The following is a 25,701-nucleotide window of genomic DNA, read 5'->3' on the forward strand; positions in this document are numbered from 1 at the left end:
GCGACAGACCCGGACGCGGAGAGTGACGGCCATGACGTGGCCAGCGATACGCACCATCCTCGACGGCGCGGTGGTTACCGCCGCGCTGGCAGCGGTCAGCATACTGCTGAGCCTGCCTCTGGGCCTCCTCCTCGCGCTCCTGCGTGAAGGCCGCATTCCCGGGGTCCCGGCTCTTCTCGCCGCTTTCGTCAGCCTCGTCCGGGCGACGCCGTTCGTAACGCTCGTCCTATTCGTCTACTTCGTCCTGCCGGCGGCCGGATTGGAGCTCGAACCGGTTCCGGCCGCCATCGTCGCGCTCACGCTGAATACGGCGGCGTTCAGCAGCGAGATCTGGCGCTCGGCACTCGTGACGTTTCCCCGGGATCAACGTGAGGCGGCTGCCGCCTTCGGCATGTCGGAGCGAGCCACCTTCATCCGCATCGTCTTCCCGCAAATCTGGCGGGCCAATCTCGGGCCCCTGGTCAGCGAGGTCACGATCCTCCTGAAGTGCACCCCAGCCGTGGCCGTTATCGGGGTGGTCGAGATCACCCGCGCAGCCGGCCGGATCGGCGCAGAGACCTACGAGCCGCTGCCTCCCTTCCTCGTCGCGACGCTCATCTACACCGCGCTGATCGCGACGCTCGTGCGCGGCCAGCGCGTCGTCGAGCGCAGGATCGCCCGGCGCTTCGGATTGGCGCGCCCGTGAACGGACTTCTGGTCGTCTGGGAGAGCCGGGACGTCTTCCTCTGGGGGGCGGCCAACACCCTGTCGCTCGTACTGGGGTGCCTCCTGCTCAGTATCCCGATCGGCATCCTCGGCGCCGTCGTGCTCACGGAGGCGCCGGATCCGCTGCGCCGCCTGTTCGCCGAGGCCGTCGATCTCCTGCGGTGCGTGCCGTTCCTGCTGCTCGCCTACGTCGTCTATTACGGCCTCCCCGAACTCGGCCTCAGACTCGATCCCTGGTGGGCCGGACTGATGTCGCTCACGGTCTACACGACGGCCTACCTCGCGGAGATCTTTCGGGCGGCCTTCCGCGCCGTCGCTCCGGACAACATCGAGGCGGCGCACGCCTTCGGCCTGTCCCGCAGCCTGATCTACCGACGCATCATCCTGCCCCAGGTCGCCATCACCGCTGCCCCGGTGATCGGGAACCAAGTGATCACGACCATCCGGGACAGCGCGCTCCTCATGATCATCACGGTGCAGGAACTGACCTTCGCGGCGAATTTCGTCAGTGCGAACCATTTCACGCCCTTCGCGCCGTTCGCCGCCGCGGTCGGTCTCTACCTGCTCATGTCGTTCGTGGTCGAGGCGGGCGTGCGCCGCATGGAGCGGGTGAGGAAGGGACGCTATGGCTGAGACTGACGCCGCGATCTCGGTCCGGGGTTTGTGCAAGGATTTCGATGGGTTCGAAGTCCTGCGTGACATCGACCTCGACCTCGCGCCCGGCACGACGACCTGCATCCTGGGGCCGAGCGGCTCGGGCAAGTCGACCTTTCTGCGCTGCCTCAACTGGCTTGAGGAGCCGAGCGCGGGCTCCGTTCACATCGACGGCAAGCCCATCGGGCGGAGCGGGGATGGCAGGGCCACGAGGCCGATGGCACGGCGCGAGCTGGCGTCCACGCGAACCAGCATCGCCATGGTGTTCCAGCACTTCGCCCTCTGGCCGCATCTGACCGTGCTCGGCAACGTGACCGAGGCGCCGGTCCACGTCCTCGGCCGTCCCAAGCGAGAGGCCGAGGAGGAGGGCCGCGCGATCCTGGCCCGTGTCGGCCTCACCGAGAAGGCCGACGTCTACCCGCACACGCTGTCCGGCGGTCAAAAGCAGCGCGTCGCGATCAGTCGCGCGCTCGCCATGAGGCCCAAGGTCATCCTCTTCGATGAGCCCACCAGCGCCCTCGACCCCGAGATGGTCGGAGAGGTGCTGAGCGTCATCCGCGAGCTTGCGCGGGAGGGGCTGACCATGGTGATCGTAACCCATGAGATGAGCTTCGCGCGCGAAATCGCCGACACAATCGTCTTCATGGACGGGGGCCGCATCCGAGAGATTGCGGCGCCAACGGATTTCTTCACCAATCCTCAGTCCGACCGGGCCCGACGGTTCATCTTCCGACCTTGATGGACCCTATAATCTCTCGCAGTACGACGTCTTTCTGAGCAAACGCACCGATGTGAGTGTTTGCTGCGATGGGATGGCCGCATCCGCCAAAGGCAGATTCCGGCTTGCGCCTTGTTTCCGTTGAAAGTTTTCAGAAGACGATTTTGCTGGAGCGGGTGAGCAGACACGTTGCTGAAGAAGCCCGTGCAGAACAGGTGTTCTTTGTCGGGTGCCCAGATTGAACCGAGGTGCGCGCGAGGCCTCGCAGTCATCCAAGTATGAGGACGTTCTTGGATGAGAAGTCTCGACTGATCGTTGTGAAACATCTGACGAATCCGTGATCAAGCAGCACATCCTTGCCAACGCGCCGGCTCATCAGCCTCAGCGACGGGGCTAATTCCTCGATTCGATGCTGCTTGCCTCGACCAACTGCCCCTCCATCGTCCTTTCCCTGATGCGGCGGCAGATGACATTCCGTCTGCGCTTGGCGCTGTGTGACGGCCGCCTTAGCAATGTTCGCCTGCGGCCGGACTCGGTGCGGCGCGGCAGGCAAGGCTGTCACGCCGTCTCCAAAGAGGGGCTGGCCGAGCCCGTCGCTCGGCCAGAATTGGCAAGCCTCAGCCTGGAGCCAAGCCGAGCAGCGTGCCGAGTGGGACCGACAGGGTGAAGCCGCCGTAGAAGCCGTCCTTGGGGCGGCGCGCCGTGTAGGGATTGAAATAGGAATTGCCGTTCACGAGGTACTGGACCACCGGCTCAAGGATCACGCCGCCCGGCATGGCGAAATGGGCATTGAGCTCGAATACGAACTTGTCTCGGGAGAAGGGAGCGCCCGACCCGCCCGAGATGAAATTCGCGTCGGCGAGGAAGCGCGTGTAGTTCTCGTTGAGGCGCTGCCAGTTGATCTTGATGCCGTAGGTGTCGAGGGGACGGCCCTGGTCCGGCGCCTGCAGGAGCAATCCGACGAAGCTGTTGAAGCGGATCGGGATCGTCGGATCGAAGGCATATCCGGTCCCGGTATAGACCGAGATCGCGGTCGGGTGGGGATTGACCTCGCGTCCGCCATCGGCCCGCCAGAGGGTCTGCGTGCCGGTCAGCACAATCCCTGACGTCCCGGATTTCTGGAGGACCGGCGTGCCGGGATTGAGGCCTTTGGACGTGCCGAAGACGGTCTTGAAGTTGTCGTCATGATCGGCCGAGTTGTAGAAACCCGTCAACGAGGCGCGTCCGGGATAGGCTTCCTGCGTGTAATCGGTCACGCGGCCGATCTCGAACATGGCGAGGGCGCCCGACAGGCGCTCATAGCCCCAATCGTAGCCCGAGAGCACGTTGGTTCCGGGATTCACGCTGAAGGCGCCGGCCTGGATGTACGTGGTCGGCGATGTCTTGTAGGCGAAGTTCGCCCCCCAGACCGAGTAGAGCGGCGAGGTCCAGCCTGCATTGAAATACAGGATGTCCTGGAAGCAGGAGTTGATCGAGTTGCAGGGCGGCAGGGCGTAATAGCGGCCCGGATGGGTGCGGCCGACCTCGATGACGAGGCGGTCGTCCAACAGCTTCTGCTGATAGGTCAGGAGCGACAGGCGGTTGTCGTTCGGATTGTAGGGCGGCTGATACCCGATCGTGGTATCGCCGATGTCGCCGGCCATGTTGAGGTTGCGCACCAGCCCGAAGAGCGTCTCGGTGAAATTGATGCTGCCGCCCGCGATGCCGGCAAGCTTCTGCATGTCCGCCGTCATCGACAGGACGAAATAGGCGGAGTTCGATTGCTGCCCCGTGCGCAGACCCGCGGACGGGTTGGCTTGGTAGAAGTCGTACATGTTGATGTCGAAGGTGAAGCCGGCCGCCGCCATCTCGGTCGCCCAAGGCGCGAGCGGACCGACGCGGATTGGCGACGTCGCCTTTGCTGCGATATCCGGGTTCGTCCGCGCCTGCGTCTGGTCGCTCAATGTCTCCACCGGCGTCGCGGTCTGAGCCGCGGCCGGAAGTGCGGTCAGGCTCGATCCGAGCACGAGCAGACCCAGGACCGCGCCGGTCCCGGATGGTGAGGCGAAGCGCGAAATGTCCCCGATCATCGTGATCTCCGTTCGGGGGTCCGGCCGGCGCATGCCCGGGCGCGGACCGGCCGCGGGGCGGCAGGCCGAGCGGCCGGGAGCCGTCGGGACCCATTCGGTGCCGGTGGTGTGACTGGTTCGGCGTTCTGCGCGCCTTCTCGATGACGGGCCGATCACGGTTCGGTCGTCAGCCGAATCCGGTCTCGCCGAAGGACACCGCTACTCTTGCGGGTCCGAGCTCATCGCTGCCTCAACGTGTCATGAGAGATTCTGCATCGTCAATGGGGCGTGCATGGTTTTTGTGTAGTCTGACCGAGTCGAGATTTTTCGGCCACAGTTGAGCGTGGGAGGGCGGATCGACCCGTCGTGGTGGAACTGCGATTTAATCCCGCTACTTTTGCTAAAGACGCCGGAAGACCGTCTACTTTGCGTTGTATCTTCGCGAGTTTGCGTCTCGGATCGGCTCGATACATGAAGTCGAGGGCGCTTTTGCTCATCGCATGGGCATTTTCGGTGCCAACGGACCGATAATCGGCAGCGTGTTTACTCTGTGAGCGCGGTGCTCACACGTCACGCACCGTCGCGTCTACGCGCGGCGACGATCGCGAGTCCGCCGTACTCCGGCAATGCACGACACTGGCACATGGCTTGCTGTGTGGTTTTTGACCGATGTGTGTCGTCGGTTCGAAGGTGGAGGGCGACGGGATGGATCGCAGGCGGTTCCTTCAGCGGCTCGGTACGATCGCCGCGTGCGCGCAGATCAACCCCGACTTCCTGATCGCCTCGGCCTTCGCCCAGAGCGCACGGCCTCTGGTCTTCCTGTCGGCGGAGAACATCACCGGGAACTGGGACCCGACGGCCCACACGACGCTCTCGCAGAAGAACATCGAGGGTTTCGTGATGGGATTCCTCACCCGCACACCGATGACGCTCGATGATCCGGGCAAGGTGGTCTACGAACTGGCGACCGACATCAAGCTTCTCGACCCGCACCGCCTGCAGATCACCCTGCGCGACGGGGTCACATTCCACGACGGGAAGCCCTTCAAGGCCGAGGACGTGAAGGCGACCTTCGAGTACGGCGCGCAGCCCGATCGACCGGCGCAATGGTATCCCGGACCGACCGACACGCTCACGATCACGACGCCCGACGACCGTACGGTGATCGTCGACACGACGAAGGGCGGCTACCCGGCGCACCTCTTCGTCTTCCTGGCCTCGTTCCTGCCGATCATGTCGGCGAAGGACGTGGCCGAGGGCCCCGGCGGCGTCCTCGCCAAGCGCCTCAACGGCACAGGCCCGTTCCGCTTCGTCGAGCAGCGCGGCAACACCACGGTGCTCAAGGCCCACGAGGGCTACTTCAAGGGGAAGCCGGCGATTCCCGGCATCGACTTCACCTTCACGGCGGATTCGACCACCCGGATGCTCTCCCTGATGAACGGGCAAGCTTCCATCGTCGAGCGCCTGGAGCCCGAGCAGGTCGAGACCGTCAAGGGCAACCCGAAGATCGCCGTCAGCCGGATCGTCTCGGTCGAGAACAAGTATCTGTGGTTCCGTTGCTCCAAGCCGCCGTTCAACGACGTCCGCCTGCGCCTCGCCGCCTGCCACGCGATCGACCGGAGCGTGATCCTCGATGTCCTCGGCTCCGCGGGCCACGCCTCGTCGAACTTCGTCTCGCCGGTGAAGTTCGGCTATGTCGACCTGAAGAACTATCCCGCCTACGACCCCGACAAGGCGCAGGCGCTGCTGGCGCAGGCCGGCTTCCCGAAAGGGAAGGGCTTGCCGCCGCTGGAATACATCACCTCGGTCGGTTTCTACCCGAAGACCAAGGAATACGGTGAGATCATCACCGCGATGCTGAACGAACAGGGCTTTCCGGTCACCCTCACCGTGCTGGAACCCGCGGCCTGGAACGAGCGCCTCTATCATCGCCCCGGCGGCGGGCCGGGCCACATGATCGATTGCGGCTGGTCGACCGGATCGCCCGAGCCCGACTTGGTGCTGCGCACGCATTTCCACGCGTCGTCGCACCGCATCACGGGTCTGGAGGATCCGGAGGTCGACGCGAGCCTCGACAAGGAGCGGAACGCGCCGACCCTGGAGGCGCGCAAGACGATCCTGCAGACCGAGACCATGCCGCTCCTGGCCGCCAAGGCGCCGGCCCTCTCGCTTTTCACCTCGGCGATGATCCACGCGATGCAGGCCGACCTGAAGGGCCTCTTCATCTATCCCGACGGCTCGATCGACGCCGCACGCACGGCCTGATCTGCACCCCATCCCCGCCGCCTCCGGCGGCGCGTCACCCGTAGCCCCATCGCCCGATGTTCGTGCTCAGCTTCCTCGCCCGGCGCCTCGCGCAGGGGGCGATCATCATCACCCTGGTCTCGCTCCTGATCTTCACGCTCCTGCGCGTCGTTCCGGGTGACCCGGTGCGCCTGATGGTCGGCGGGATGGCGCCGGATTCCCTCGTGGAGCAGATCGCCAACCGGATGGGCCTGCGCGATCCGATCCTGGTCCAGTTCGGCCGCTACGCCGGGCAGGTGGTGCGCGGCGACCTCGGCCACAGCTTCGTGCGGCCTGCCAACGGCGCGGCCACGGGCGGCGCGAATTTCGACGACGCGACCCGGGCCGAGCGCGCGCCTGTTGCCGCCCTCATCGGCGAGGCCCTGCCGATGACCCTGCAGCTCGCTGCCCTGGCCCTGGCTTTCGCCCTGGCCTTCTCGTCGCTCGTCGGCATCGCCGCGGGGCTGAGACCGGGCGGCCTCGCGGACAGGTTCGCGTTCGCGGTCTCGTCGATCTTCATCTCGCTGCCGAACTTCTGGCTCGCGATCGTGCTCGCGCTGCTGTTCTCGGTGAAGCTCGGCTGGCTCCCGGCGGTCGGCTACGGGGGCTTCTCCTACACGATCCTCCCGGCCATCGTGCTGGCGGTGGAACTGTCGCCGGTGCTGATCCGCACCCTCTCGGGCGCCGTGGCCGCCCAGATGGGCGAGGCCTATATCGCGGTCGGCCGCATCCGCGGTCTCACGGAGACGCGGATCGTCGGGGCGCATGTCCTGCGCAACGCCGCCGTACCGCTGCTCAATCTCCTCGGCGTCCAGTTCTCCAGCCTGCTCGGCGGCGTGATTATCGTCGAATACATCCTCGACTATCCCGGACTCGGCCTGCTCACCATCAACGCCGTGCTCCAGCGCGACTTCCCGCTGATCCAGGGCATCGCCATCGTCACCAGCGCGATCTTCGTCGTGATCAACATCCTCGTCGATCTGGCCGCCACGATCATCGATCCGAGGCTCGCCTACTGATGGGCGTCGAGTCGAGCCTCACCCTCGGGTCCGTCCCGGTCGATACAGGACGCTCCCGCTCGATCGGGCGCCGCATCCTCGGACGGGCGGCCCGGGCGACCGGGTTCCGCATCGGCCTCGGTCTGCTCGGTGTCCTGGTCCTGGCCACCGTCCTCTATCCCGAGCTCAGCGGCCTCGATCCCGGCAAGATGGATGTCCGCGCCCGCCTGCTGCCGCCGCTCTTCGCCGGTCCGCACTGGAGCTGGATACATCCGCTCGGCACGGACCAGATCGGCCGCGACATGCTCGTCCGCTGCCTGATCGGCTTGCGCTACTCCTTCCTGATCGGCGTCGCCTCGACCGCGCTGACCCTCGTCATCGGCTGTGCGCTCGGGATGGTCTCGGGCTATTTCGGCGGCCGGACCGACGCGGTGCTCATGCGCATCACCGACGCGCAGCTCTCGATCCCCATGATCATCCTGGCGATCGCCGTGCTCGGCGTGTCCCGGCCGACGATCCCCGCCATCATCCTCGTGCTCGGGCTGTCGAACTGGCCCGTCTACGCCCGCGTGATGCGCTCCGTCGCCATGGCCGAGCGCGGTCGCGAGTACGTCCGGGCCGCGCAGGTCTCGGGGGCCACCCATGCCCGGATCGTGCTGACGCTGCTGACGCCGCTCCTCGTGCCGCCGATCCTGTTCACGTCGGTGCTCGACATCGCCCGGATGATGATCTTCGAATCGACGCTGGGCTTCCTCGGTCTGGGCGTGCAGCCGCCGACGCCGACCTTCGGGAACATCATCGCGGATGGCCGGAAGTATCTGCTGAACGCGTGGTGGATCGCCACCATGCCGGGCGTGTTCCTCGGCCTGACGCTCATCGGCCTCAACCTGATCGGCGCGGCGTGCGAGCGCGCGCGCAACGCGATCCACGGAGGCGCCTGATGGACATGCCGCCGGTCCTGTCCGTCCGCGACCTGAGCGTCGACCTCGCCGGGCCCATCGGCGGGCGGCGGATCCTCGACGCCATCGCGTTCGACGTCGCGCCGCGGGAAATCGTCGGCGTCGTCGGCGCCACCGGCGCGGGGAAGACGGTCCTGGCGAAGGCCCTGGTCAACGGCCTCGAGCCGCCGCTCACCGCGCGCGGAACGGTGCGCTTCCGCGGGCAGGACATTCTCGGTCTCGCCCCGCGCGCGATGCGGCCCCTGCGCCGGGAGATCGCCTATGTCGGCGCCAACCCGATGGGCGCTCTCGACCCCACGCTGCCCGTCGGCCACCAGATCGCCGAGAAGATGCGGGCCGTGAATCCCGCCGTCGCGGCGGCGGAGGCGCGCCGCCGGGTCGTCGCGCTGCTCGACGCGGTCCGGATACCCTCCGCCGCCCGGCGCTTCCACGACTACCCGTCGCAGTTCTCCGGCGGCATGATGCAGCGCGCGCTGCTGGTGGACGCGATGATCTCGGATCCGGCGCTCCTCGTCGCCGACAACGTCACCCAGCCCCTCGACGTGACCGTGGCCGCGCAGGTCATCCGCCTGATGCGCGAGCTCACGGAGCGCTTCCACACGGCGATCCTGTTCGTCTCCTCGTCGCTCCCGGTTGCCCGGGAAGCCGCGTCGCGCACGCTCGTCATCGATTCCGGCCGCCTCGTCGAGGAGCAGCCGACCGAGGCCCTGATCGCCCGGCCGCGGCACGCCTACACCCGCGACCTGGTCGCCCAGATCCCGACCATCTGGACCCGCTCCCCCGCGTTGCCACGCACCGGCGAGCCTGCGTGCGACCGGTCCGAATCGAGCCCGGTCATCCGCCTGGAGGACGTGTCGCAGACCTACCGGGTGCGGGAGCGGGGGACCTTCGCGGGGACGAGCGCGCTCCGCGCCGTGCGCAACGTGACCTTCGACATCCACAAGGGCGACAGCTTCGCGGTGGTCGGTGAGAGCGGCTGCGGCAAGTCGACGTTGATGCGCCTGCTCAGCCGCCTGGAGCGCCCCAGCGGCGGCCGGATCCTGTGCGACGGGCAGGACATCGCGCCGCTCGCGGGACCGGCACTCCTCGGGTTCCGCCGCAAGCTCCAGCTCGTGCTGCAGGACCCGTTCAACTCGCTGCCACCCCGCACCGGCATCGGCGCGATGCTTGAGGCGCCCCTGCGCACCCACGGATGGCGGGATGCCGGCCGTATCCGCGAGCGCGTCCGCGCGGTCATGAACGATGTCGGCCTCAGCCCCGCGCTCTACGACGCGCTGCCCGTGGGCCTGTCCGCGGGCCAGCGCCAGCGCATCAACGTCGCCCGCGCGATGGTGCTCGAGCCCGAGATACTTCTGATGGACGAGACGCTCTCGTCGCTCGACCAGACCGAGCAGTTCCGGCTGCTCGCCCTGTTCGAGAAGCTCCAGCGGGCACACGGCCTCACCTACATCTTCATCAGCCACGACCTCGCGATGGTGCGCAAAGCCTGCAACCGCATCGCCGTCATGTACCTGGGGGAGGTCGTGGAACTCGCCGACAACGAGCGCCTGTTCTTCGATCCGGGGCACCCCTACACGAAGGCCCTGCTGTCGGCGATGCCGACCCTGGAGGAGCGCCGCTACCGCCCCGAGGAGTGCCTCCTCGACGGCGAGCCGCCGAGCCCGATCGACCTTCCGGCCGGCTGCGCCTTCCGCTCGCGCTGTCCCCGCGCCTTCGCGCCCTGCGCGGCCGAGGGGCCGCACCTCGTGACGCGCGGCGCGGGCGCGCTCGCCGCCTGCCACCGCGTCACGGCTCCCGGCGCGCGGCCGGTCCACGCCGACGCGGCAGGTTAACAGATGACGCAGTCCGATGAATTGCGGCCCGTCGAGGACCATGCCAACCCGTTCCTAGGTTGCGTCCCGTCACGAGGGATTACAACCCTGGGGAGACGGACGCCGATGAGTATAACCGAGCCGCGCCTGCAACTGATCCTGACGGAGTTGCAGCGCGACGGTCGCGTATCGGTCAACGAGTTGGCGAGCCGCCTCGGAATCAGCACCGAGACGGTCCGGCGCGACCTGCGGGACCTTGAGATGCGCGGGCATGCCCGCCGGGTCTACGGCGGCGCCGTCATCGACCAGAAGAAGGACGATCAGCCCTTCGACGAGCGGGCGCGCGTCGGCATGCGCGAGAAGGCGCGCATCGCGACAGCCGCCCTGGCGCTGGTGGAGGACGGCATGACCGTCTTCATCGATACCGGCACCACGACCCTGGCCTTCGCCCGGCAGTTGGTCGGCCGGCGGATCACCATCCATACCAATTCCATCGGCATCGCCACCCTGTTCGCCGACGATCCGCAATCGCAGGTGACCGTGCTCGGCGGCGAGATGAAGCCGCATTACCGCGGGCTGTTCGGCCACCGCACCGTCGCGGCCGTGCGCGAGCACGTCTACGACCTCGCCGTCATGGGCATCGTGACCGTGCATCGCGAGCACGGCTTCATGGATCTCGGCCAGGAGGAAGCGGTCCTGCGCCGCGCCGCCGTCGAGCAGACCCGGCGCTCGGTGATCCTGGCCGACAGCTCGAAATTCGGGCGGCTCGGCACGATCCGGACCCTCGGTCTCGGCGACGTCGACACGCTCGTCACCAACGCGCCCCTGGCGAGCGACTTCGCCGACGCCTTCCGACACCTGAACGTGGATGTGCTCCATGCCTGAGACACCGTCGCCGTCCTCCGTGCGGATCGATGCCGCTCGCCTCCACGGGATGATGGACGCCGTATCGCGCTTCGGTGGCGGCGGCGACGGGTCGATGACGCGCCTCGCGCTCTCGGCCCAGGACGGCGCCGCCCGCGACTGGCTCGGCGGCTGGTTCCGGGAGAACGGGTTCACGCCGCAGGTCGACCGGATCGGCAACCAGTTCGGCCGCGTCGACCTCGCCGGGGGCAACGCGCCGACGATCATGGTCGGCTCCCACCTCGACAGCCAGCCCAATGGCGGCCGCTTCGACGGTGCTCTCGGCGTCGTCGCGGCCTGCGAGGCGATCCGTGCCGTGCGTGCGTCCCTCGCGGAGCGCGGGCTGAGGTCGGCCTGCAACTTCGTCGTCGCCAACTGGACCAACGAGGAGGGCGCCCGCTTCCAGCCGAGCCTCCTCGGCAGCAGCGTGTTCGCCGGCCAGGCCGAGCTGGCCTGGGCCCTGGAGCGGCGCGACGGCGCCGGGATCGCGGTCGACGAGGCCCTGGCGGCGATCGGCTATGTGGGAACCGACACGGTCCCGGTGCCGGACGCGTTCATCGAGCTCCACATCGAGGGCGGCCCCGTGCTGGAGCGCGAGGGGAAGCGGTTCGGCGCCTTCACCCGCTACTGGGGGGCCACCAAGTACCGCCTCGCCTTCCTCGGTCGGCAGGCCCATACCGGCCCGACCCCGATGGCCGAGCGCCGGGACGCCCTGCTGGCGGCCGCCTACCTGATCGCCGACCTGAAGGACATGGTGGCCGATTACGGGCTCGACCTGCACACCTCGGTCGGGCGGCTGGAGGTCTTCCCGAACTCGCCCAACACCGTCCCGAGCGAGGCGGTGCTGTTCATCGAGCTGCGCTCCGGCGCGCCGGCGATCCTGGAGGAGGCAGAAGCACGGCTCAGGACGTTCATCGCCGCGGCGGCGGCGCGGGCCGGCGTCGAATCGGAGGTCCGCGCCATCGATCTGCGGCCCGCGGGCGCCATGCATCCCGGCCTCGTCCGGCTCGCGGAGCGGGCCGGCGCCCGCAATGACGCGCCGCCCCGGCCCCTCGACACGATCGGCGGCCACGACGCGATCAGCCTGGCGGCGGTCTGCCCGGCGATCGTGCTGGCGGTGCCCTGCCGGGACGGGGTGATGCACCATCCGACCGAGTTCGCCACCCCGGAGGATCAGGCCTTCGGCACCCAGGTCCTGGCCGACATGCTGTTGCTGCTGGCCACGGAGGGTCTCGCGGCCCTCGGCACTGGGGGAGAGGTCCGGTGAAGGCGCCGGGCGCGCCCGACGGCGCTCACGAGCGGCTGGCCGAGGAGGCCCTCGCGGCGATCCCTCTCCTGGCGAACCGGCCGGTCCGCTACGGCGTGGCGTGCCCGGGCGCGGCGTCGCCGTCGTACCACGGCGTCGAGTCGGCCACCTTCCTGGTGGCGCCGGCGCCGGATGCGGACCCGGACTACTTCCTCAAGGTCACCGAGCCGGCCGCGGCCGCTCTCATCGACCCCGCCGCCGCGTTCGAGGCCGCGACGCGGATCGCCGCGCTGGGGCTCGGCCCCGAGCCGCTGCATCTGGCGCAGGCACAGGGGGCGATCCTGTTCCGCCGCCTCGGCCCCGAATGGCGCCCGGCCTCCCTCGACCGCCTGCGCCAGCCCGATGCCATGACGGCGGTGATCGGGGCCTTCGACCGCATCGGCGCCGGCGCGCCGTTCGGCCGCCGGTGGAGCGTCTTCGACGGCATCCGGACCCTGCGCGCGGCCCTCGGCGCCGAGGGCGTGACCCTGCCGGCGGACCTGCCGCCGGATGCGTGGTTCCTGTTCGACTGGGGCGACGCCATCGAGGCGGCGCTCGCCGCCGCCGGGACCGGGTGCCGTCCGGCTCACGCCGACCCGCACGCCTCCAACCTGCTGTTCGCGCCGGACGGCGCGCTGCGCCTCGTCGACTTCGACATGGCCTGCGATACCGACCCGCATCATCAGCTCGGCGCCTTCCTCAACGAGGCCTGTCCGTTCGAGAGCGAGATGCGACTTGGCATCGAAATCGCTGAGGGGACCTGCCGGGCGGACGTGTTCAGCCGCTGCCGCGCCTACGCCGCCGCCGATGATCTGTACTGGGGTCTGCGGGCGCTCGCGATGGACCGTGTCTCGCCCCGGCGCAGCCTGGAGTTCCGGAAATATGCGAGCTGGCGACTTCTGCGCTGCCGCACGCGGGTCAGCCGCCCGGACTTCGAGGAAACCCTGAGGACGCTGTGAGGAGCGCGGCATGATCCCTTTCGGAGGCGGACGCACCGAGGCCGAGCGAGCCTTCGAGGCGACCCTTCACCGGGTTGCCCCGTGGCAGGGGCGGCCGATGCACTATCGGCCGGTCCTGGGCGGCATCAGCAACACGAACTGGCGCGTCGAGGTCGCGGGCGAGGCGCACCCCTATTTCGTGAAGATGCCCGGGCGGGGCACCGAGATGTTCATCGATCGGGCCGCCGCCCGCGCCGCGAGCCGGCAGGCGGAGGCGATCGGCCTCGGCCCGCGCACCTTCGACTATCTCGACGCGGAAGACGTGGAGATCGCGGAGTTCGTGGAGGGCCGCCGGCCCTCCACCAACCGCGACTTCGCCGACGCGGCCGTGCGCAGCGAGGCGATTGCCCTCTATCGTCGCTTCCACGACGCGCCTCTGCTGCCGCTCACCAAGACGGTGTTCGACATGATCGACGAGCACGACCGTCAGGCCGTCGACCTCGGCGCGCTGCTGCCGCCCGATCAGGCTTGGCTCACCCGTCAGACGCGCCTCGCACGGGCTGCCCTGGAGGCCTCCGGCATCGACCTCGTGCCCTGCTTCAACGATCCGATGCCCGGCAACTTCCTGATCGGCGAGGACGGTTCGATCCTGCTGATCGACTTCGAATACGCCTCCAACAACGATCGCCTCTACGACCTCGCGATCTGGAGCGGAGAAATGTTCTTCTCCGAGGACGTCGATCGCACGGTGATCGAGATGTATTTCGGTCGGTACAGCGACCAGCTCTTCGCTCGGCTGATGGTGCATAAAGCTCTGGCCGACGTGAAATGGTCGACCTGGGCGATGGTGCAGAACCGCATCTCGGACCTCGACTTCGATTTCTACAAGTACGGCATCTGGAAACACATGCGCGCCCGCTCGATCATGAACGACACGCGGTGGCCGGCTTTCCTGAAGGCGCTCTAACCATGCCGGAAGCGCTTCCCTCCGCAGGCGAGATTCTGGCCTTCGCGACCGGGCTCGCCGACGCGGCCCGCCCGGTGGCGATGCGCCACTTCCGCACGGAACTCGACATCGTCGCAAAGGCGGATGCGAGCCCCGTGACCCTGGCGGACCGGGCGATCGAGGCGCTCCTGCGCGAGCGCATCGCGGCGCGCTTCCCGGAGCACGGCATCGTCGGCGAGGAGATGGGTGTGACGCCGGGCCAGGGCCCGGTCTGGGTCATCGACCCGATCGACGGCACCAAGAGCTTCGTGACCGGACTGCCGCTGTTCGGAACCCTGATCGCCCTCCTCGACGGCGGCCGGCCGTTGGTCGGCGTCATCGACATGCCGGCCCTCGGCGAGCGCTGGGCGGGCATGCCGGGCGCGGCCACGTTCAACGGGGCGCCGACCCGGGCCAGCACCTGCCGGTCCCTCGCCGCGGCGCGGTTCTTCACGACCACGCCCGACGGCTTTTCCGGTTCGGACGCGGCGCGCTACCGGCGCCTCGTCGACCGCGTCGGCATCCGGCGGTTCTGCGGCGACTGCTACGCCTACGGTCTGCTGGCCTCCGGCCATTGCGATCTGGTCGCGGAGACCGGTCTCCAGCCCTACGATTACCTCGCCCTCGTCCCGGTGATCGAGGCGGCCGGCGGCGTGATCACCGACTGGGCGGGCTCCGCGCTGACCCTCGACTCGGACGGGCGGGTGCTCGCCGCCGCCACGCCCGACCTGCACGAGGCCGCCCTCGACATCCTGCAGGATCGGGTTCCCTGACGTCCGACAGCGCGCCGGGAGCGCCCGCCATGGCCTACGCGACGACGATCGAAGGCACACGCTTCACCTTCCCCGACCTGCGCCGCCTGCTCGCCAAGGCGACGCCGGAGCGGTCGGGCGACCAGCTCGCCGGCCTCTGCGCCGACGGGCCGGTCGAGCGCCTGGCCGCGCAGATCGCGCTGGCGGACCTGCCGCTGAAGACCTTCCTGGCCGAGGAGCTGATCCCCTCGGAGGAGGACGAGGTCTCCGACCTGATCGCCCGCCGGCACGACGCGGCGGCCTTCGCGCCGGTCTCGTGCCTCACGGTCGGCGCCTTCCGCGAGTGGCTGCTCTCCCCCGCCGCCGACGCGCGGGCGCTCGCCGCCCTCGCGCCCGGCCTCACCCCCGAGATGGTCGCGGCGGTCTCCAAGATCTGCCGGCTGCAGGACCTCGTCGCGGTGGCCGCCAAGCGGCCGGTCGTGACGCGCTTCCGCTCCACGATCGGCCTGCCCGGACGCCTCGCCACCCGCAACCAGCCGAACCATCCGACCGATTCGTCCGAGGGCATCCTGATCTCGGCCCTCGACGGCCTGCTGATGGGCTCGGGCGACGCGGTCATCGGGGTGAACCCGGCCACCGATTCCCTGCCGGACTACATCCGCATCGTCGAGCTTCTGGAGACCCTGCGGCTGCGCCTCGACGTGCCGACCCAGCATTGCTGCCTCGGCCACGTCACCGTGGCGATCGAGGCCATGGCGAAAGGCGCGCCCGTCGACCTCGTGTTCCAGTCGGTGGCCGGCTCGCAGAAGGCCAATGCCGGCTTCGGCGTCGACCTCGCCGTCCTGCGCGAGGCCTCGGAGGCGGCGCGGGCGCTGGGCCGCTGCCCGGCGGGCGGTCAGGTCATGTATTTCGAGACCGGCCAGGGCTCGGCCCTCTCGGCCGACGCCCATTGGGGCGTCGACCAGCAGACCATGGAGGCGCGCGCCTACGCGGTGGCGCGCGAGTTCGACCCGCTCCTCGTCAACACGGTCGTGGGCTTCATCGGCCCCGAATACCTGTACAACGGCAAGCAGATCATCCGGGCCGGGCTGGAGGACCACTTCTGCGGCAAGCTGCTCGGCCTGCCGATGGGCGTGGACGTCTGCTACACCAACCATGCCGATGCCGACGGCGAGGACATGGACGCGCTCCTGACCCTGCTCTGCGCGGCCGGCGTCAACTTCGTCATCACCGTGCCGGGGGCGGACGACGTGATGCTGAACTACCAGTCGCTGTCCCACCACGACGCGGTCTTCGCCCGCGAGACCCTGGGCCGTCCGCCGGCCCCGGAATTCGAGGCGTGGCTGCGCGACGTGCGCATCACGGACGCGCAGGGCCGGCTCACCAGCGCCACGGGTGAGTTGCCCCCGGCCCTCGCCGCGGCCACCCGGCTCCTGCCCGGGCGGGCCGCGTGAGCGAGCCGGCCAAGCCGGCCCACGCGGGCACCCCGACGCTGCGCGATCTGCGCGGGCTGACCCAGGCCCGCATCGCCCTGGGCGCGCACGGCGCCGGCCTTCCCACCGGCGCGGCGCTCGCCTTCGGCCTCGACCATGCCCGCGCCCGCGAGGCGGTCTGGACGCCCCTCGACGCGGCCGCGATCCGCGCAGCGCTGCGGGCCCAGGGCCTGGAATCGGTGGAGGTCCGCTCCGCCGTGTCCGACCGGACGGAGTACCTGCGCCGGCCGGACCGGGGCCGCAGCCTCGCTCCGGAATCCGCCACGGTGCTCGACGGTCACGGGCCGGGCTTCGACGTCGCCATCGTGATCGCGGACGGGCTCTCGGCGACGGCGGTCGCGCTGAACGCGGTCCCCGCCGCCGCGGCGCTCGCGGCGCGGGTGCGCCGGGCGGGCTGGAGCCTCGCCCCGGTGGTCGTCGCGAGCCAGGGGCGGGTGGCGATCGGCGATCCCATCGGGGCGCGGCTGGGGGCGCGCTGCGTCGTGGTGCTGATCGGGGAGCGGCCGGGCCTGTCGGCCTCGGACAGCCTCGGCTGCTACGTGACGTTCGGCCCGGAGCCGGGGCTGCCCGATTCCCGGCGCAACTGCATCTCGAACATCCGGGAGGGCGGCCTTTCGGTCGAGGCGGCCGCCGGGCAGATGGAGGCGCTGCTGCGGGCGATGCTGGCCCAGGGCACCAGCGGCGTCGCGCTGCGCCGGGGGGATCCCGCCGATCCGACGCCGGCTCTGCCGGCCGGGTAGCCCCCGCCGCCTTCGCGGCGGGGCGCTATCCCTTCAAGCCCGGAGGTCGGGGGCCGCGCGGTGGCGGGTCGCCTGCTCGTAATCGTAGGCGAGCCCGAGGAGGTCGGCCTCGCTCCAGAGCGGCCCGACGAAGATCAGGCAGAAGGGCGAGCCCGAGGCGTAGCGGCCGGCCGGCACGACCACGCCCGGCAGCCCGGCGATGTTGATCTCGCACACGGTGGTCTCGTGGATCGTCTCCGACCCGTGCAGGGCCGGCACCGCGTCGCGGGTTTGCGGGAAGACCAGGGCGTCGAGACCCTGCTCCGCCATGACCGCGGTGAAGATGTCGAGGTAGCGCTCGCGCGCCGCCAGGAAATCCGAGAGATCCGGCGGGGCGAGGGGATCCGCGCGACAGGCCGCGAAGGCCGGCACCTGATTCATCCAGTCGAGGACGCCGCCCGGGGCCAGGGGATCTTCCGCCTTCGTGGCGGCATCGAATTCGGCGAGGGTCCGGTAGGCGGCCTGCGGACCGAGCCGTTGCAGATAGTGGTGGAGGTCGTAGAGCACGCTCTCGATGCCCCGGGCGTCGTAGTGATCGAGGCCGGCGACGGGCTGGCCGAGGTCCGCGAAGCCGCTGCCCGCGAAGGGATCGGCCGCCAGGGTGGCGCCCCGTGCGGCAATCTCATCCTGGGCCCGGGCGTAGAGCTGGATCGTCTCCGCGGAGAGGGCCCGGTCGCGCCAGCCCGGCCCGTAGAGCCCGAGGCGTTTGCCCCGCAGGGCCGTCTCGGACAGCTTGGCAGCGTAGCCGCCCTTCGGACGGCGGCCGATCCCGGCCACGGTCTTCGGATCGGCCGCGGTGTAGCCGGCCAAGGCATCGAGGGTCAGCGCCGCGTCGCGCACGCAGCGGGCGATCGGCCCGACCACGTCGCGCGTGCTGCCGGCGAGCGGGACCACCCCGGTATTGGGCACCAGGGCGAAGGTCGGCTTGATGCCGACGAGACCCTGCGCCGAGGCCGGGTTCTGGATCGAGCCGCCGGTCTCCTCGGCGAGCCCCAACACCGCGAGGCTGGCGGCGACGGCGGTCGCAGTGCCGGCGCTCGATCCGCCGGGCAGGAGGTCGGGCGCCATGGCGTTGAGCGTCGGGCCGGCCCAGCTGTCGTTGGCGTGGCTGCCCGTGGCGCTCAGCACGGGCACGTTGGTCTTGCCGAGGATGACGCAGCCGGCCGCGCGCATCCGTGCCACCACGGGCGCGTCGGTGGCGGGCATCAGGTCGACGCCCCCGGCCTTGGCGCAGAGGAAGTGCCAGCCGGCCGTGGTTGGCAGGCCGGCGACGTCCATCGTGTCCTTGATCACGACCGGCACCCCGGCCAGCGGCCCGAGGGCCTCGCCGGCGGCCCGGCGGCGGTCGATCGCCCGCGCCTCCTCGACGGCGTGCGGGTTGAGGAAGATCACCGCGTTGTAGCGCGGGTTGTAGGTCTCGATCCGGGCCAGGAAGGCTTGGGTCAGGGCCTCGGCCGTCACGCCGCGCGCGAAGGCGGCCTGGGCGTCGGCGACGGTCATCTCGGACAGCATCCCGGCAAGATCGGGCGCGTCGGTCGGGGCGGCATCCATCGGAAACTCCGGGCTTGGGACGGACAGGCGGGGCGTCGGCGGCTCAGGCCATGCCGACGAACTCGTCGATCAGCGATCGGTCGCGTGCGACCTCGGGCGGGACCTCGCGGGTGATGACGCCCTTCTGAAGGATCAGGATGCGCTCCGAGAGGCCGGTGATGCAGGTCAGGTTCTGCTCGACGAGGAGCAGCGCGATCCCGCGCTCGCGCCCGATCCGCAGGAGGATCTCGATGATCTCCTCGATGATCGAGGGCTGGATGCCCTCCGTCGGCTCGTCCAGCAGCAGGATGGTCGGCCCGCCGCAGAGGCAGCGGGCGAGCGCCAGCAATTGCTGCTCGCCGCCCGACAGGGCGCCCCCGGGCCGGTCGAGATAGGCCTTCAGCCGGGGGAAGGTGGCGAGGATGTCGGCGATGGTCTCGTCCTCGCCGCGCTTCGACAAGAGGCAGCCCATGCGCAGATTCTCGCGCACGCTGAGCGCCGGAAAGATCTCCCGGCCCTGGGGGACGTAGCCGAGGCCCATCCGGGCCCGGGCTGTCGGGCTGCGCCGGGTGATGTCGGCCCCCTCGAACCGGACCTGCCCGGCGGTGGCCGGCAGGTAGCCCATCAGGGTGCGCAGCAGCGTGGTCTTGCCCATGCCGTTGTGGCCGAGGATGCCGACGAATTCCCCCGGGCGTACCGCGAGGGTGACGCCGCCGAGGATCGGGATGCGGCCGTAGCCGGAATGCAGGCCCTCGACGGAGAGGAGCGGCGGGCTGGCTGAGGCGGTCATGTCAGGCGGCCTGCTTGCCGAGATAGACGTCGCGGACGCGGGCATCGGCCAGCACAGCGTCCACCGTATCCTCCATGAGGATCCGGCCCTGGTTGAACACCGTCACGGTCTTGGCGATCATCCGGATGAACGGCATGTCGTGCTCCACCACGATGAGGGCGTGGGTGCGGTTGATCTCGCGGATCAGCTCCGCCGTGCGGTGGACCTCCTCGTGGGTCATGCCGGCGGCGGGCTCGTCCAGGAGGATCAGCTCGGGCTCCTGGGCCAGCACGGTAGCGATCTCGACCCATTGCCGCTGGCCGTGGGCGAGCTGGCCGACGATCCGCCCGGCGATGCCCGTGAGGTTGAGGCGCGTCAGCGTCTCGTCGACGATGCGGCGGGTACGGGCGATGGACTTGCGCCGCCCGGCCGCCACGAAGACGTTCTCGTGGACCGAGAGGCCGTTGAACACGTTGGGCACCTGCGTCTTGATGCCGACGCCGAGCCGCGCGATGGCGTGGGGCTCGGCCCCGGTGATGTCGGTGTCGCGCAGGCGGATCCGGCCCTCGGTGGGTTTGAGCTGACCGGTCAGGATCTTGAAGAAGGTGCTCTTGCCGGCGCCGTTGGGGCCGATCAGGCAGCGCAGCTCGACCTCCCCGAGGGTGAAATCGACATCGGCGACCGCGGTCACGCCGCCGAACCGCATGGTCACGCCGCGAGCCTCGACGAGGGGGCGCAGCGGCGCGCCGTGATGGCCCGTGAGCGGGCTCGGGGCGTTCATCGTGCGCTCCCCGTGGCGAACCCGTCCTGCGCCTTGGCGACCGTGCGCGGCCGCCGCTCCAGCAGGCGCAGGCCGAGGCTGCGGGCGACCGGGACGAGGCCCTGGGGCACCAGCAGAACGAAGCCGACCAGGACGAGACCGAGGCCGAGGTTGGAATCCACCGCGCTCTGGCTGCCGGCGGCGATGATCAGCGCCTGGATCAGCACCGCGCCGAGCATCGGCCCGATCAGGGTGCCGAGACCGCCGACCAGCACGTAGATGATCACCTGCGCCGACATCGGCAGGGCGAAGACCGTCGGGCTGATGAAGCCGCCCCAGTTGGCGTAGAGGCAGCCGGCGAGGCCCGCGACCCCCGCGGCGATCATGAAGGCGATGAGCTTGTAGAGGCGCGGGTCGTAGCCGATCAGCTGCGCCCGCGTCTCGTTCTCGCGGATCGCCACCACCACGCGGCCGAGGCGGCTCGCCAGGATCCCCCGCAGCAGGGCGTAGACGAGGATCAGCGCGCCCATCGCGGCGTACCAGATCCCCTCGATGTCCAGGGGCTCGTCGGGATGGCCGGGCGCATTGAGAGCGGGGATCGCCGGGATGCCGTTGAAGCCGCCGAGTTCCGCCACGCCGATCCGGTACTGGCTGCCCGAGGTGGCGTTGACCAGCTGGAACAGGATCACCGACACGGTGAGCGTGATGACGCCGATATAGGCGTCGCTGATCCGGCCGTAGAACATGAAGTAGCCGAGCAGGCCGGCAAACAGCATCGGCACCAGGATCGACAGCAGCACCGGCACGCTGCTGTCGCCCATGTTGAGGACCGCGACCGCGTAGGCGTAGCCGCCGAGCCCCAGGAAGGCGGCCTGCCCGAAGCACATCACCCCCGCGAAGCCCCAGACGAAGCCCTGCGAGAGGCCGAACATCGCGAGCGCCGCGAAGCCGGTGCATTGAACGAGGCCGAACGTATCGAGGGCGTGCGGCGCCCCGAACAGGATGGCGAGGCCGAGGGCCAGGGTCGCCAGGAATCCCGCGGCAGAGAGCCGGCGGGCGGGGGCTGCGGAGGTCATAGGCTGCGCCTCAGGTAGCGGCCGGTGATGCCTTGCGGGAGGACGCGGATCAGCAGGATCGCCGCGACGAGGAGGGCGACGTCGCCGATGACCGGCGTCGTCTTGAACGAGACGAGTTCGTTGATGACGCCGAACAGGCTGGAAGCGAGGCCGGTGCCGGTGACGATGGCGGGGCCGCCGCCGAGAACCGTGATGAAGGCGCGGGCGATGTAGGCCGCGCCCATGGCCGGGGAGACGCCCGAGATCGGGGCAAGGACCCCGCCGGCAAGGCCCGCCAGGGCGGCGCCGAGGGCGAAGGTCGCCATGTAGATGCGGTTCGGCTGCACCCCTAGCGCCGCGGCCATGCGCGGGTTCTGCATGGTCGCGCGCAGGATCAGGCCGAACTTGGTGAAGCGCAGCACCAGGAACATCGCTCCCAGCGCGGCCAGTGCCGTCGCCACGATGACGAGGCTGTAGAGGCTCGCCCCGTAGCGCCCGATGTCGAAGCTGCCGACCGGCGTCGAGACCCCGCGCACCACGTTGCCGTAGAGCGTGGTGATCAGCCCGATCAAGCCCAGGCTGATACCCCAGGTGGCGAGCATCGTGTCCATCATCCGCCCGTAGAGGAAGCGGATGACGGTGCGCTCCAGGATCAGCCCGATCACGCCGACCACGAGGGGCGGCAAGACGAGCATCGCGATCCAGATGTTGACCCCGGCGCCGCTCGCCATGACCGCCGTGTAGGCGCCGAGCATCATGAATTCGCCGTGGGCGAGATTGATGATGCGCATCATCCCGTAGATCACCCCGAGGCCGAGGGTGATCAGGACCAGGGTGGCGATGCCGGTGATGACGTTGAAGGCGAGCAGTCCGGCGAGATCCATCGCCCTCAGCCCTTCAAATCCGGTGTGAACTGCTTGTTGGTGCGCGGATTCTTGATCAGATCGCAGGCGCCGCCGGTATCGGCCGGGAACGAGTTCGGGAAGGTGGCGAGGATCTCCCACTTCCGGTCCTTCGGGCGGGCCAGATAGGTGTTGCGGATGGTGTGGTGGGTGGCGCCGTCCATCGTGACCTTTCCGGTCGGGGACTCGATCGACAGGCCGCTCTCCAGGGCGGCGATGACCTTGTCGCGCTCGATCGAGCCGGCCTTCTTCACCGCTTCGGCCCAGAACAGGATGCCTTCGTAGGTGGCGGTGTCGAGCTCGCTGAGATCCGTGACGTCGGCGCCGAACTTCGCCTGCATGCCGGCGACGAAGGCCTTGCTCGCGGGTGTGTCGAGGTCGTTGTACCAGCCGTAGCAGGTGATGATCCCGTTCGTCGTGGAGGGATCCATCGTCGTCAGTTCGTCGCCGAGCCCGAACACGCTCGACCCGACCGGAATCTTGGACTTCATGCCCGCCGCGTCCCATTGGCGATAGAAGCCCGAATGGTTGGCGCCGACCAGTGCCGAGAGGACGAGATCGGGCTGCGCCTGCTGGATGCGGCTGATCGCGGACGAGAAGTTGGTGACGTCGAGGGGGAAGAAGTCGGTGCCCAGCACCGAGCCGCCGCCGTCCTTCATAAACTTCGTCATCCAGCTCGCGGTGATGTGTCCGTAATTGTAGTCCGCCGCGATAATGTAGGCCTTCTTGCCCCAGGTCTTGAGGGCATAATCGACGATGTGGTTGACGGTCTGCGCGGGGGTCGACCCGGTGCAGAACACGTTGCGGTCGCAGACGCCGCCCTCGTACTGGGTGTTGTAGAAGTAGAGAGTCCTCGCGCGGTCGAAGATGGGCCGGATCGCCTCGCGTGAAGCCGAGGTGATTCCGCCCTGGATGACGTCGACCTTGTCCTTGAGCGCGAGCTGCTGGGCATACTGGGTGTAGAGCTGCATCGACGATTGCGTGTCGTAGGCGATGAGCTGGATCGGCCGCCCCAGCAGCCCGCCGGCCTTGTTGAGTTGCTCGACCGCGTACTCGGTGGTCTCGATCATCCGCTTGCCTTCGAGGCCCAGCGCGCCCGATCCGTCGAGCAGGCTGCCGAGCTTGATCGGTTCGGCGGCGAGGCTCTTCCGCGCGACGAACGGCATCGCGACGGTACCGGCTGCGGACGCCATCGCCAGTTTCAGCACCTTTCGACGGTCCATCGCACTCATCCCCCGAACTCCTCTCGACGTCGCGCTTCGGGTCCGGTGACCGGAAGCGGGCGGACAGGAGATTCGCAAGGTCGATGCCAATCAATCTCACAGATCGGTCAAAAATCGGAAGCGCGGCATCGGCGGAAGCGACGGGACGAGGTGCAGGCGGGGCATCGTGACAGCAGACAATCCACACAACGATCACGACGCCGCGGCAGTGAACCGGGCCACGGTGCGGTCCTACCAAGCATGGTGTCCCGTCGGAGGGTCTCGCACGCACGCCGGCCTTCAGCGACGAGAACGCTCTCCGTCCCTCTCAGGCCTCTTGATACCGACAGACCGTCCGCCGGAGCTTGAACGCGGGGACAGGGCGTCAATCGACACCCCATCCCATTGCGTCGGAGACCAGAAGTCAGCGTTCCGGATAGGCTTCCCGCGCCTTCCCGAACATGATCCGGTGGCGCATCTCGCGGAAGGTGCTCGCGACGCCGTCCTCTCGAGTGAGGAGCGAGACGGCGACCGCCACGATGAAGGACAGCGGCATACTGATGATGGCCGGGTTCTTCATCGGGACGAACCACCAGGCTCGCGAGGCGTCGGCGAGGTTCTTCCCGAGCATGTCCACCTGAACGGTGGGTGACAGCCCTATCATCAGGAGGGCGGAGAACGTCCCGACGCCGATGCTGGCGACCGCCGCCGGGGTCATGAACCGCTTCCAGGTGATGGACAGAAGCAGCGCGGGAAAGTTCGCGGAGGCCGCGACGGCGAAGGCGAGCCCGGCCATGAACGCGACGTTCTGACCCTCGAAGACGATGCCCAGGAACACCGCCAGGGCGGCGATGGCGACCGTCGCGATCCGCGCGACCGTGAGCTGCTCGGACTCGGAGGAATGCCCCTGGCGAACGACGTTGACTCAGAGGTCGTGGCAGACCGTCGCCACCCCGGACAGCGTCAGTCCTGCGACGACCGCAAGCATCGTCGCGAACGCCACGGCGCAGATGAAGCCGAAAACCCGCTTCCCCCGACCGTGAGGGCGAGTTCCAGGAAGAAGGTTAGGTCATTCCAATCGAACATGCCGCGCCCTGAGCCGATCGAAGCGTAGCTCGTTCGCTTGAGCCGCGGAAGTGGCGGGCGTCGCCACGAATGCTGGCAACCCTGGCCGAGCAGACGATCGCAGGACAGGACAGCATCCACATCATGGCGGAATCGGACCTCATGGGATCGCAGGCAAACTCGCGGGCTGACACGCTCTTCGACAATCGAAGGTGGAGCGTCCTGTGTGGAAGGCGCCCGCATTGCAAGTGACGAGTTGGGCTTCGGACGCGTTGGTCGGGTGCAGTCTTGTGTCCGGCCTGTCGATGCAGGCATTGATGTTGACCGCTGGCCCTGATGGTATCCGCGCGCTGGGTCCCACTCTGCTTTGCGGGCCATGACGCCGACGACGTATTCCGGGGTGTCCCGCCTCCCGGTCTGACCGGTTCGCCATCAAGTCTCATCGTCCGCGCAACCTGGAAAAGTCTCCTCGCCGTGCCGTCAGGCGGCAATGGCCGCCGGTGTGCGGTCGCTACCGCCGCGGGTCATGATCGCCCAGGCGACCCGTGCGGTGCGATTGGCCGCCGCAACAGTCACAACGCGGACCGGCTTGCGCTGGAGCAGCGCCGGCAGCCGCGGGTCGACCGAGGTCGGCATCGCCTTCGCGCGCCGGACCAGAGGGGTCAGGCCGATCACGAGCAGACGGCGCAGGTCGCGGTCGCCCATGCGCGAGATCCGGCCCAGGCGCTCCTTGCCGCCGCTGGAGTTCTGCAGCGGTGTCGGGCCCAGCGAGGGGGCGAACCGTCGACCATTGCGGAAGCGCTCGGGCCTACTCACCGAAGCGGCCAGCGCCGTCGCCGAGACGATGCCGAGACCGGGGATCGTCGCCAGGCGCCGCGACAGGTCACTGTCCCGATGCCAGGCCAGCAGCGCCTTCTCGAGCCGGGTGAGCGGAATCTGCACGGCGCCGATCTGATCGGCCGGCCCGGTCACCACGACGGTGGTAATCTCCAGGGGGATGGCTCCTGCAGCCGCGTGGCTGCTGCGTCGACAGCGACCACATCGTGGCACTCAGGTGCCGTCAGTCGGAGCGGGCGCCATCCACCCCATCTGCTTCCAGACGCACCG

General features: G+C 69.0%; 21 protein-coding genes and 2 pseudogenes. 14 read left to right on the forward strand and 9 right to left on the reverse strand.

All coding sequences use genetic code 11. The features are described from left to right. Positions 1 to 31 precede the first annotated feature (31 nt). From MCBMB27_RS20575 to MCBMB27_RS20585, 3 genes are read left to right on the forward strand one after another with little or no spacing between them, the layout of a single operon-like run. Complete coding sequence (locus MCBMB27_RS20575) at positions 32 to 685, forward strand: amino acid ABC transporter permease (RefSeq protein ID WP_043346416.1); 654 nt, start codon at positions 32 to 34, stop codon at positions 683 to 685. After that, a complete protein-coding gene (locus MCBMB27_RS20580; RefSeq protein ID WP_075381171.1) occupies positions 682 to 1,338 on the forward strand; it encodes an amino acid ABC transporter permease in 657 nt (218 codons plus the stop codon). The genes MCBMB27_RS20575 and MCBMB27_RS20580 overlap by 4 nt, the downstream gene beginning before the upstream one ends. Next, positions 1,331 to 2,098 carry an amino acid ABC transporter ATP-binding protein gene (locus MCBMB27_RS20585; RefSeq protein WP_075381172.1) on the forward strand — a complete coding sequence of 256 codons (768 nt, stop codon included), beginning with the start codon at positions 1,331 to 1,333 and terminating at the stop codon, positions 2,096 to 2,098. Before MCBMB27_RS20580 ends, MCBMB27_RS20585 begins: the two co-directional genes overlap by 8 nt. Before the next feature lie 596 nt (positions 2,099 to 2,694). Here the strand turns inward: MCBMB27_RS20585 and MCBMB27_RS20590 are convergent. Then, the gene (locus MCBMB27_RS20590) at positions 2,695 to 4,146 is read right to left on the reverse strand and encodes a carbohydrate porin (protein ID WP_083683643.1); all 1,452 of its coding nucleotides are present in this window, start codon (positions 4,144 to 4,146) and stop codon (positions 2,695 to 2,697) included. Between the two features lie 684 nt (positions 4,147 to 4,830). Between MCBMB27_RS20590 and MCBMB27_RS20595 the strand changes: the two genes are divergently transcribed. The 11 genes from MCBMB27_RS20595 to eutC all read left to right on the forward strand — a co-directional run bounded on the left by MCBMB27_RS20595 (position 4,831) and on the right by eutC (position 17,272). Beyond that, positions 4,831 to 6,390, forward strand: a complete 1,560-nt coding sequence (locus MCBMB27_RS20595; RefSeq protein WP_075382053.1) for an ABC transporter substrate-binding protein — start codon at positions 4,831 to 4,833, stop codon at positions 6,388 to 6,390. Between the two features lie 56 nt (positions 6,391 to 6,446). Further along, positions 6,447 to 7,427 carry an ABC transporter permease gene (locus MCBMB27_RS20600; RefSeq protein ID WP_075381173.1) on the forward strand — a complete coding sequence of 327 codons (981 nt, stop codon included), beginning with the start codon at positions 6,447 to 6,449 and terminating at the stop codon, positions 7,425 to 7,427. Continuing rightward, positions 7,427 to 8,347, forward strand: a complete 921-nt coding sequence (locus tag MCBMB27_RS20605) for an ABC transporter permease (protein ID WP_075381174.1) — start codon at positions 7,427 to 7,429, stop codon at positions 8,345 to 8,347. Before MCBMB27_RS20600 ends, MCBMB27_RS20605 begins: the two co-directional genes overlap by 1 nt. 5 nt (positions 8,348 to 8,352) lie before the next feature. After that, positions 8,353 to 10,197 carry an ABC transporter ATP-binding protein gene (locus tag MCBMB27_RS20610; protein ID WP_075382054.1) on the forward strand — a complete coding sequence of 615 codons (1,845 nt, stop codon included), beginning with the start codon at positions 8,353 to 8,355 and terminating at the stop codon, positions 10,195 to 10,197. A gap of 105 nt (positions 10,198 to 10,302) precedes the next feature. After that, the gene (locus MCBMB27_RS20615; protein WP_043347193.1) at positions 10,303 to 11,061 is read left to right on the forward strand and encodes a DeoR/GlpR family DNA-binding transcription regulator; all 759 of its coding nucleotides are present in this window, start codon (positions 10,303 to 10,305) and stop codon (positions 11,059 to 11,061) included. Beyond that, positions 11,054 to 12,346: a Zn-dependent hydrolase gene (locus MCBMB27_RS20620; RefSeq protein ID WP_075381175.1), complete on the forward strand. Its 1,293-nt coding sequence runs from the start codon at positions 11,054 to 11,056 to the stop codon at positions 12,344 to 12,346. Before MCBMB27_RS20615 ends, MCBMB27_RS20620 begins: the two co-directional genes overlap by 8 nt. Then, the gene (locus MCBMB27_RS20625) at positions 12,343 to 13,323 is read left to right on the forward strand and encodes a phosphotransferase (protein ID WP_075381176.1); all 981 of its coding nucleotides are present in this window, start codon (positions 12,343 to 12,345) and stop codon (positions 13,321 to 13,323) included. Before MCBMB27_RS20620 ends, MCBMB27_RS20625 begins: the two co-directional genes overlap by 4 nt. Positions 13,324 to 13,333: 10 nt before the next feature. Beyond that, a complete protein-coding gene (locus tag MCBMB27_RS20630; protein ID WP_043387991.1) occupies positions 13,334 to 14,269 on the forward strand; it encodes a phosphotransferase in 936 nt (311 codons plus the stop codon). 2 nt (positions 14,270 to 14,271) lie between these two features. Further along, positions 14,272 to 15,060, forward strand: a complete 789-nt coding sequence (gene hisN / locus MCBMB27_RS20635; protein ID WP_043387993.1) for a histidinol-phosphatase — start codon at positions 14,272 to 14,274, stop codon at positions 15,058 to 15,060. A 29-nt stretch (positions 15,061 to 15,089) separates the two neighbouring features. Then, on the forward strand, positions 15,090 to 16,493 hold the full coding sequence (locus tag MCBMB27_RS20640; RefSeq protein WP_075381177.1) for an ethanolamine ammonia-lyase subunit EutB: 1,404 nt from the start codon (positions 15,090 to 15,092) through the stop codon (positions 16,491 to 16,493). Beyond that, entirely contained in the window at positions 16,490 to 17,272 is a 783-nt protein-coding gene (gene eutC / locus MCBMB27_RS20645; protein ID WP_043759976.1) for an ethanolamine ammonia-lyase subunit EutC, read from the forward strand. The genes MCBMB27_RS20640 and eutC overlap by 4 nt, the downstream gene beginning before the upstream one ends. Before the next feature lie 33 nt (positions 17,273 to 17,305). Here the strand turns inward: eutC and MCBMB27_RS20650 are convergent, their stop codons facing one another. The 8 genes and pseudogenes from MCBMB27_RS20650 to MCBMB27_RS20685 all read right to left on the reverse strand — a co-directional run. Then, the gene (locus MCBMB27_RS20650) at positions 17,306 to 18,862 is read right to left on the reverse strand and encodes an amidase (protein WP_075381178.1); all 1,557 of its coding nucleotides are present in this window, start codon (positions 18,860 to 18,862) and stop codon (positions 17,306 to 17,308) included. A gap of 43 nt (positions 18,863 to 18,905) precedes the next feature. Continuing rightward, positions 18,906 to 19,631, reverse strand: a complete 726-nt coding sequence (locus MCBMB27_RS20655; protein ID WP_075381179.1) for an ABC transporter ATP-binding protein — start codon at positions 19,629 to 19,631, stop codon at positions 18,906 to 18,908. A gap of 1 nt (position 19,632) precedes the next feature. After that, positions 19,633 to 20,391, reverse strand: coding sequence for an ATP-binding cassette domain-containing protein (locus tag MCBMB27_RS20660; RefSeq protein WP_075381180.1), 759 nt, complete (start codon positions 20,389 to 20,391; stop codon positions 19,633 to 19,635). Beyond that, positions 20,388 to 21,446 (reverse strand): ABC transporter permease subunit, encoded by a 1,059-nt coding sequence (locus MCBMB27_RS20665; RefSeq protein ID WP_043389187.1) that lies wholly within the window; start codon positions 21,444 to 21,446, stop codon positions 20,388 to 20,390. Before MCBMB27_RS20665 ends, MCBMB27_RS20660 begins: the two co-directional genes overlap by 4 nt. Then, positions 21,443 to 22,309, reverse strand: coding sequence for a branched-chain amino acid ABC transporter permease (locus tag MCBMB27_RS20670; protein WP_043389184.1), 867 nt, complete (start codon positions 22,307 to 22,309; stop codon positions 21,443 to 21,445). The genes MCBMB27_RS20665 and MCBMB27_RS20670 overlap by 4 nt, the downstream gene beginning before the upstream one ends. Before the next feature lie 5 nt (positions 22,310 to 22,314). Continuing rightward, entirely contained in the window at positions 22,315 to 23,550 is a 1,236-nt protein-coding gene (locus MCBMB27_RS20675) for an urea ABC transporter substrate-binding protein (RefSeq protein WP_075381181.1), read from the reverse strand. A 403-nt stretch (positions 23,551 to 23,953) separates the two neighbouring features. Beyond that, positions 23,954 to 24,579, reverse strand: a pseudogene (locus tag MCBMB27_RS20680) (solute symporter family protein); the annotation flags it as partial. Between the two features lie 495 nt (positions 24,580 to 25,074). Further along, positions 25,075 to 25,569: pseudogene (locus MCBMB27_RS20685) on the reverse strand (transposase); the annotation flags it as partial. Positions 25,570 to 25,701 lie beyond the last annotated feature (132 nt).

Source organism: Methylobacterium phyllosphaerae, assembly GCF_001936175.1.
GTDB classification, from domain to species: Bacteria; Pseudomonadota; Alphaproteobacteria; order Rhizobiales; family Beijerinckiaceae; genus Methylobacterium; species Methylobacterium fujisawaense.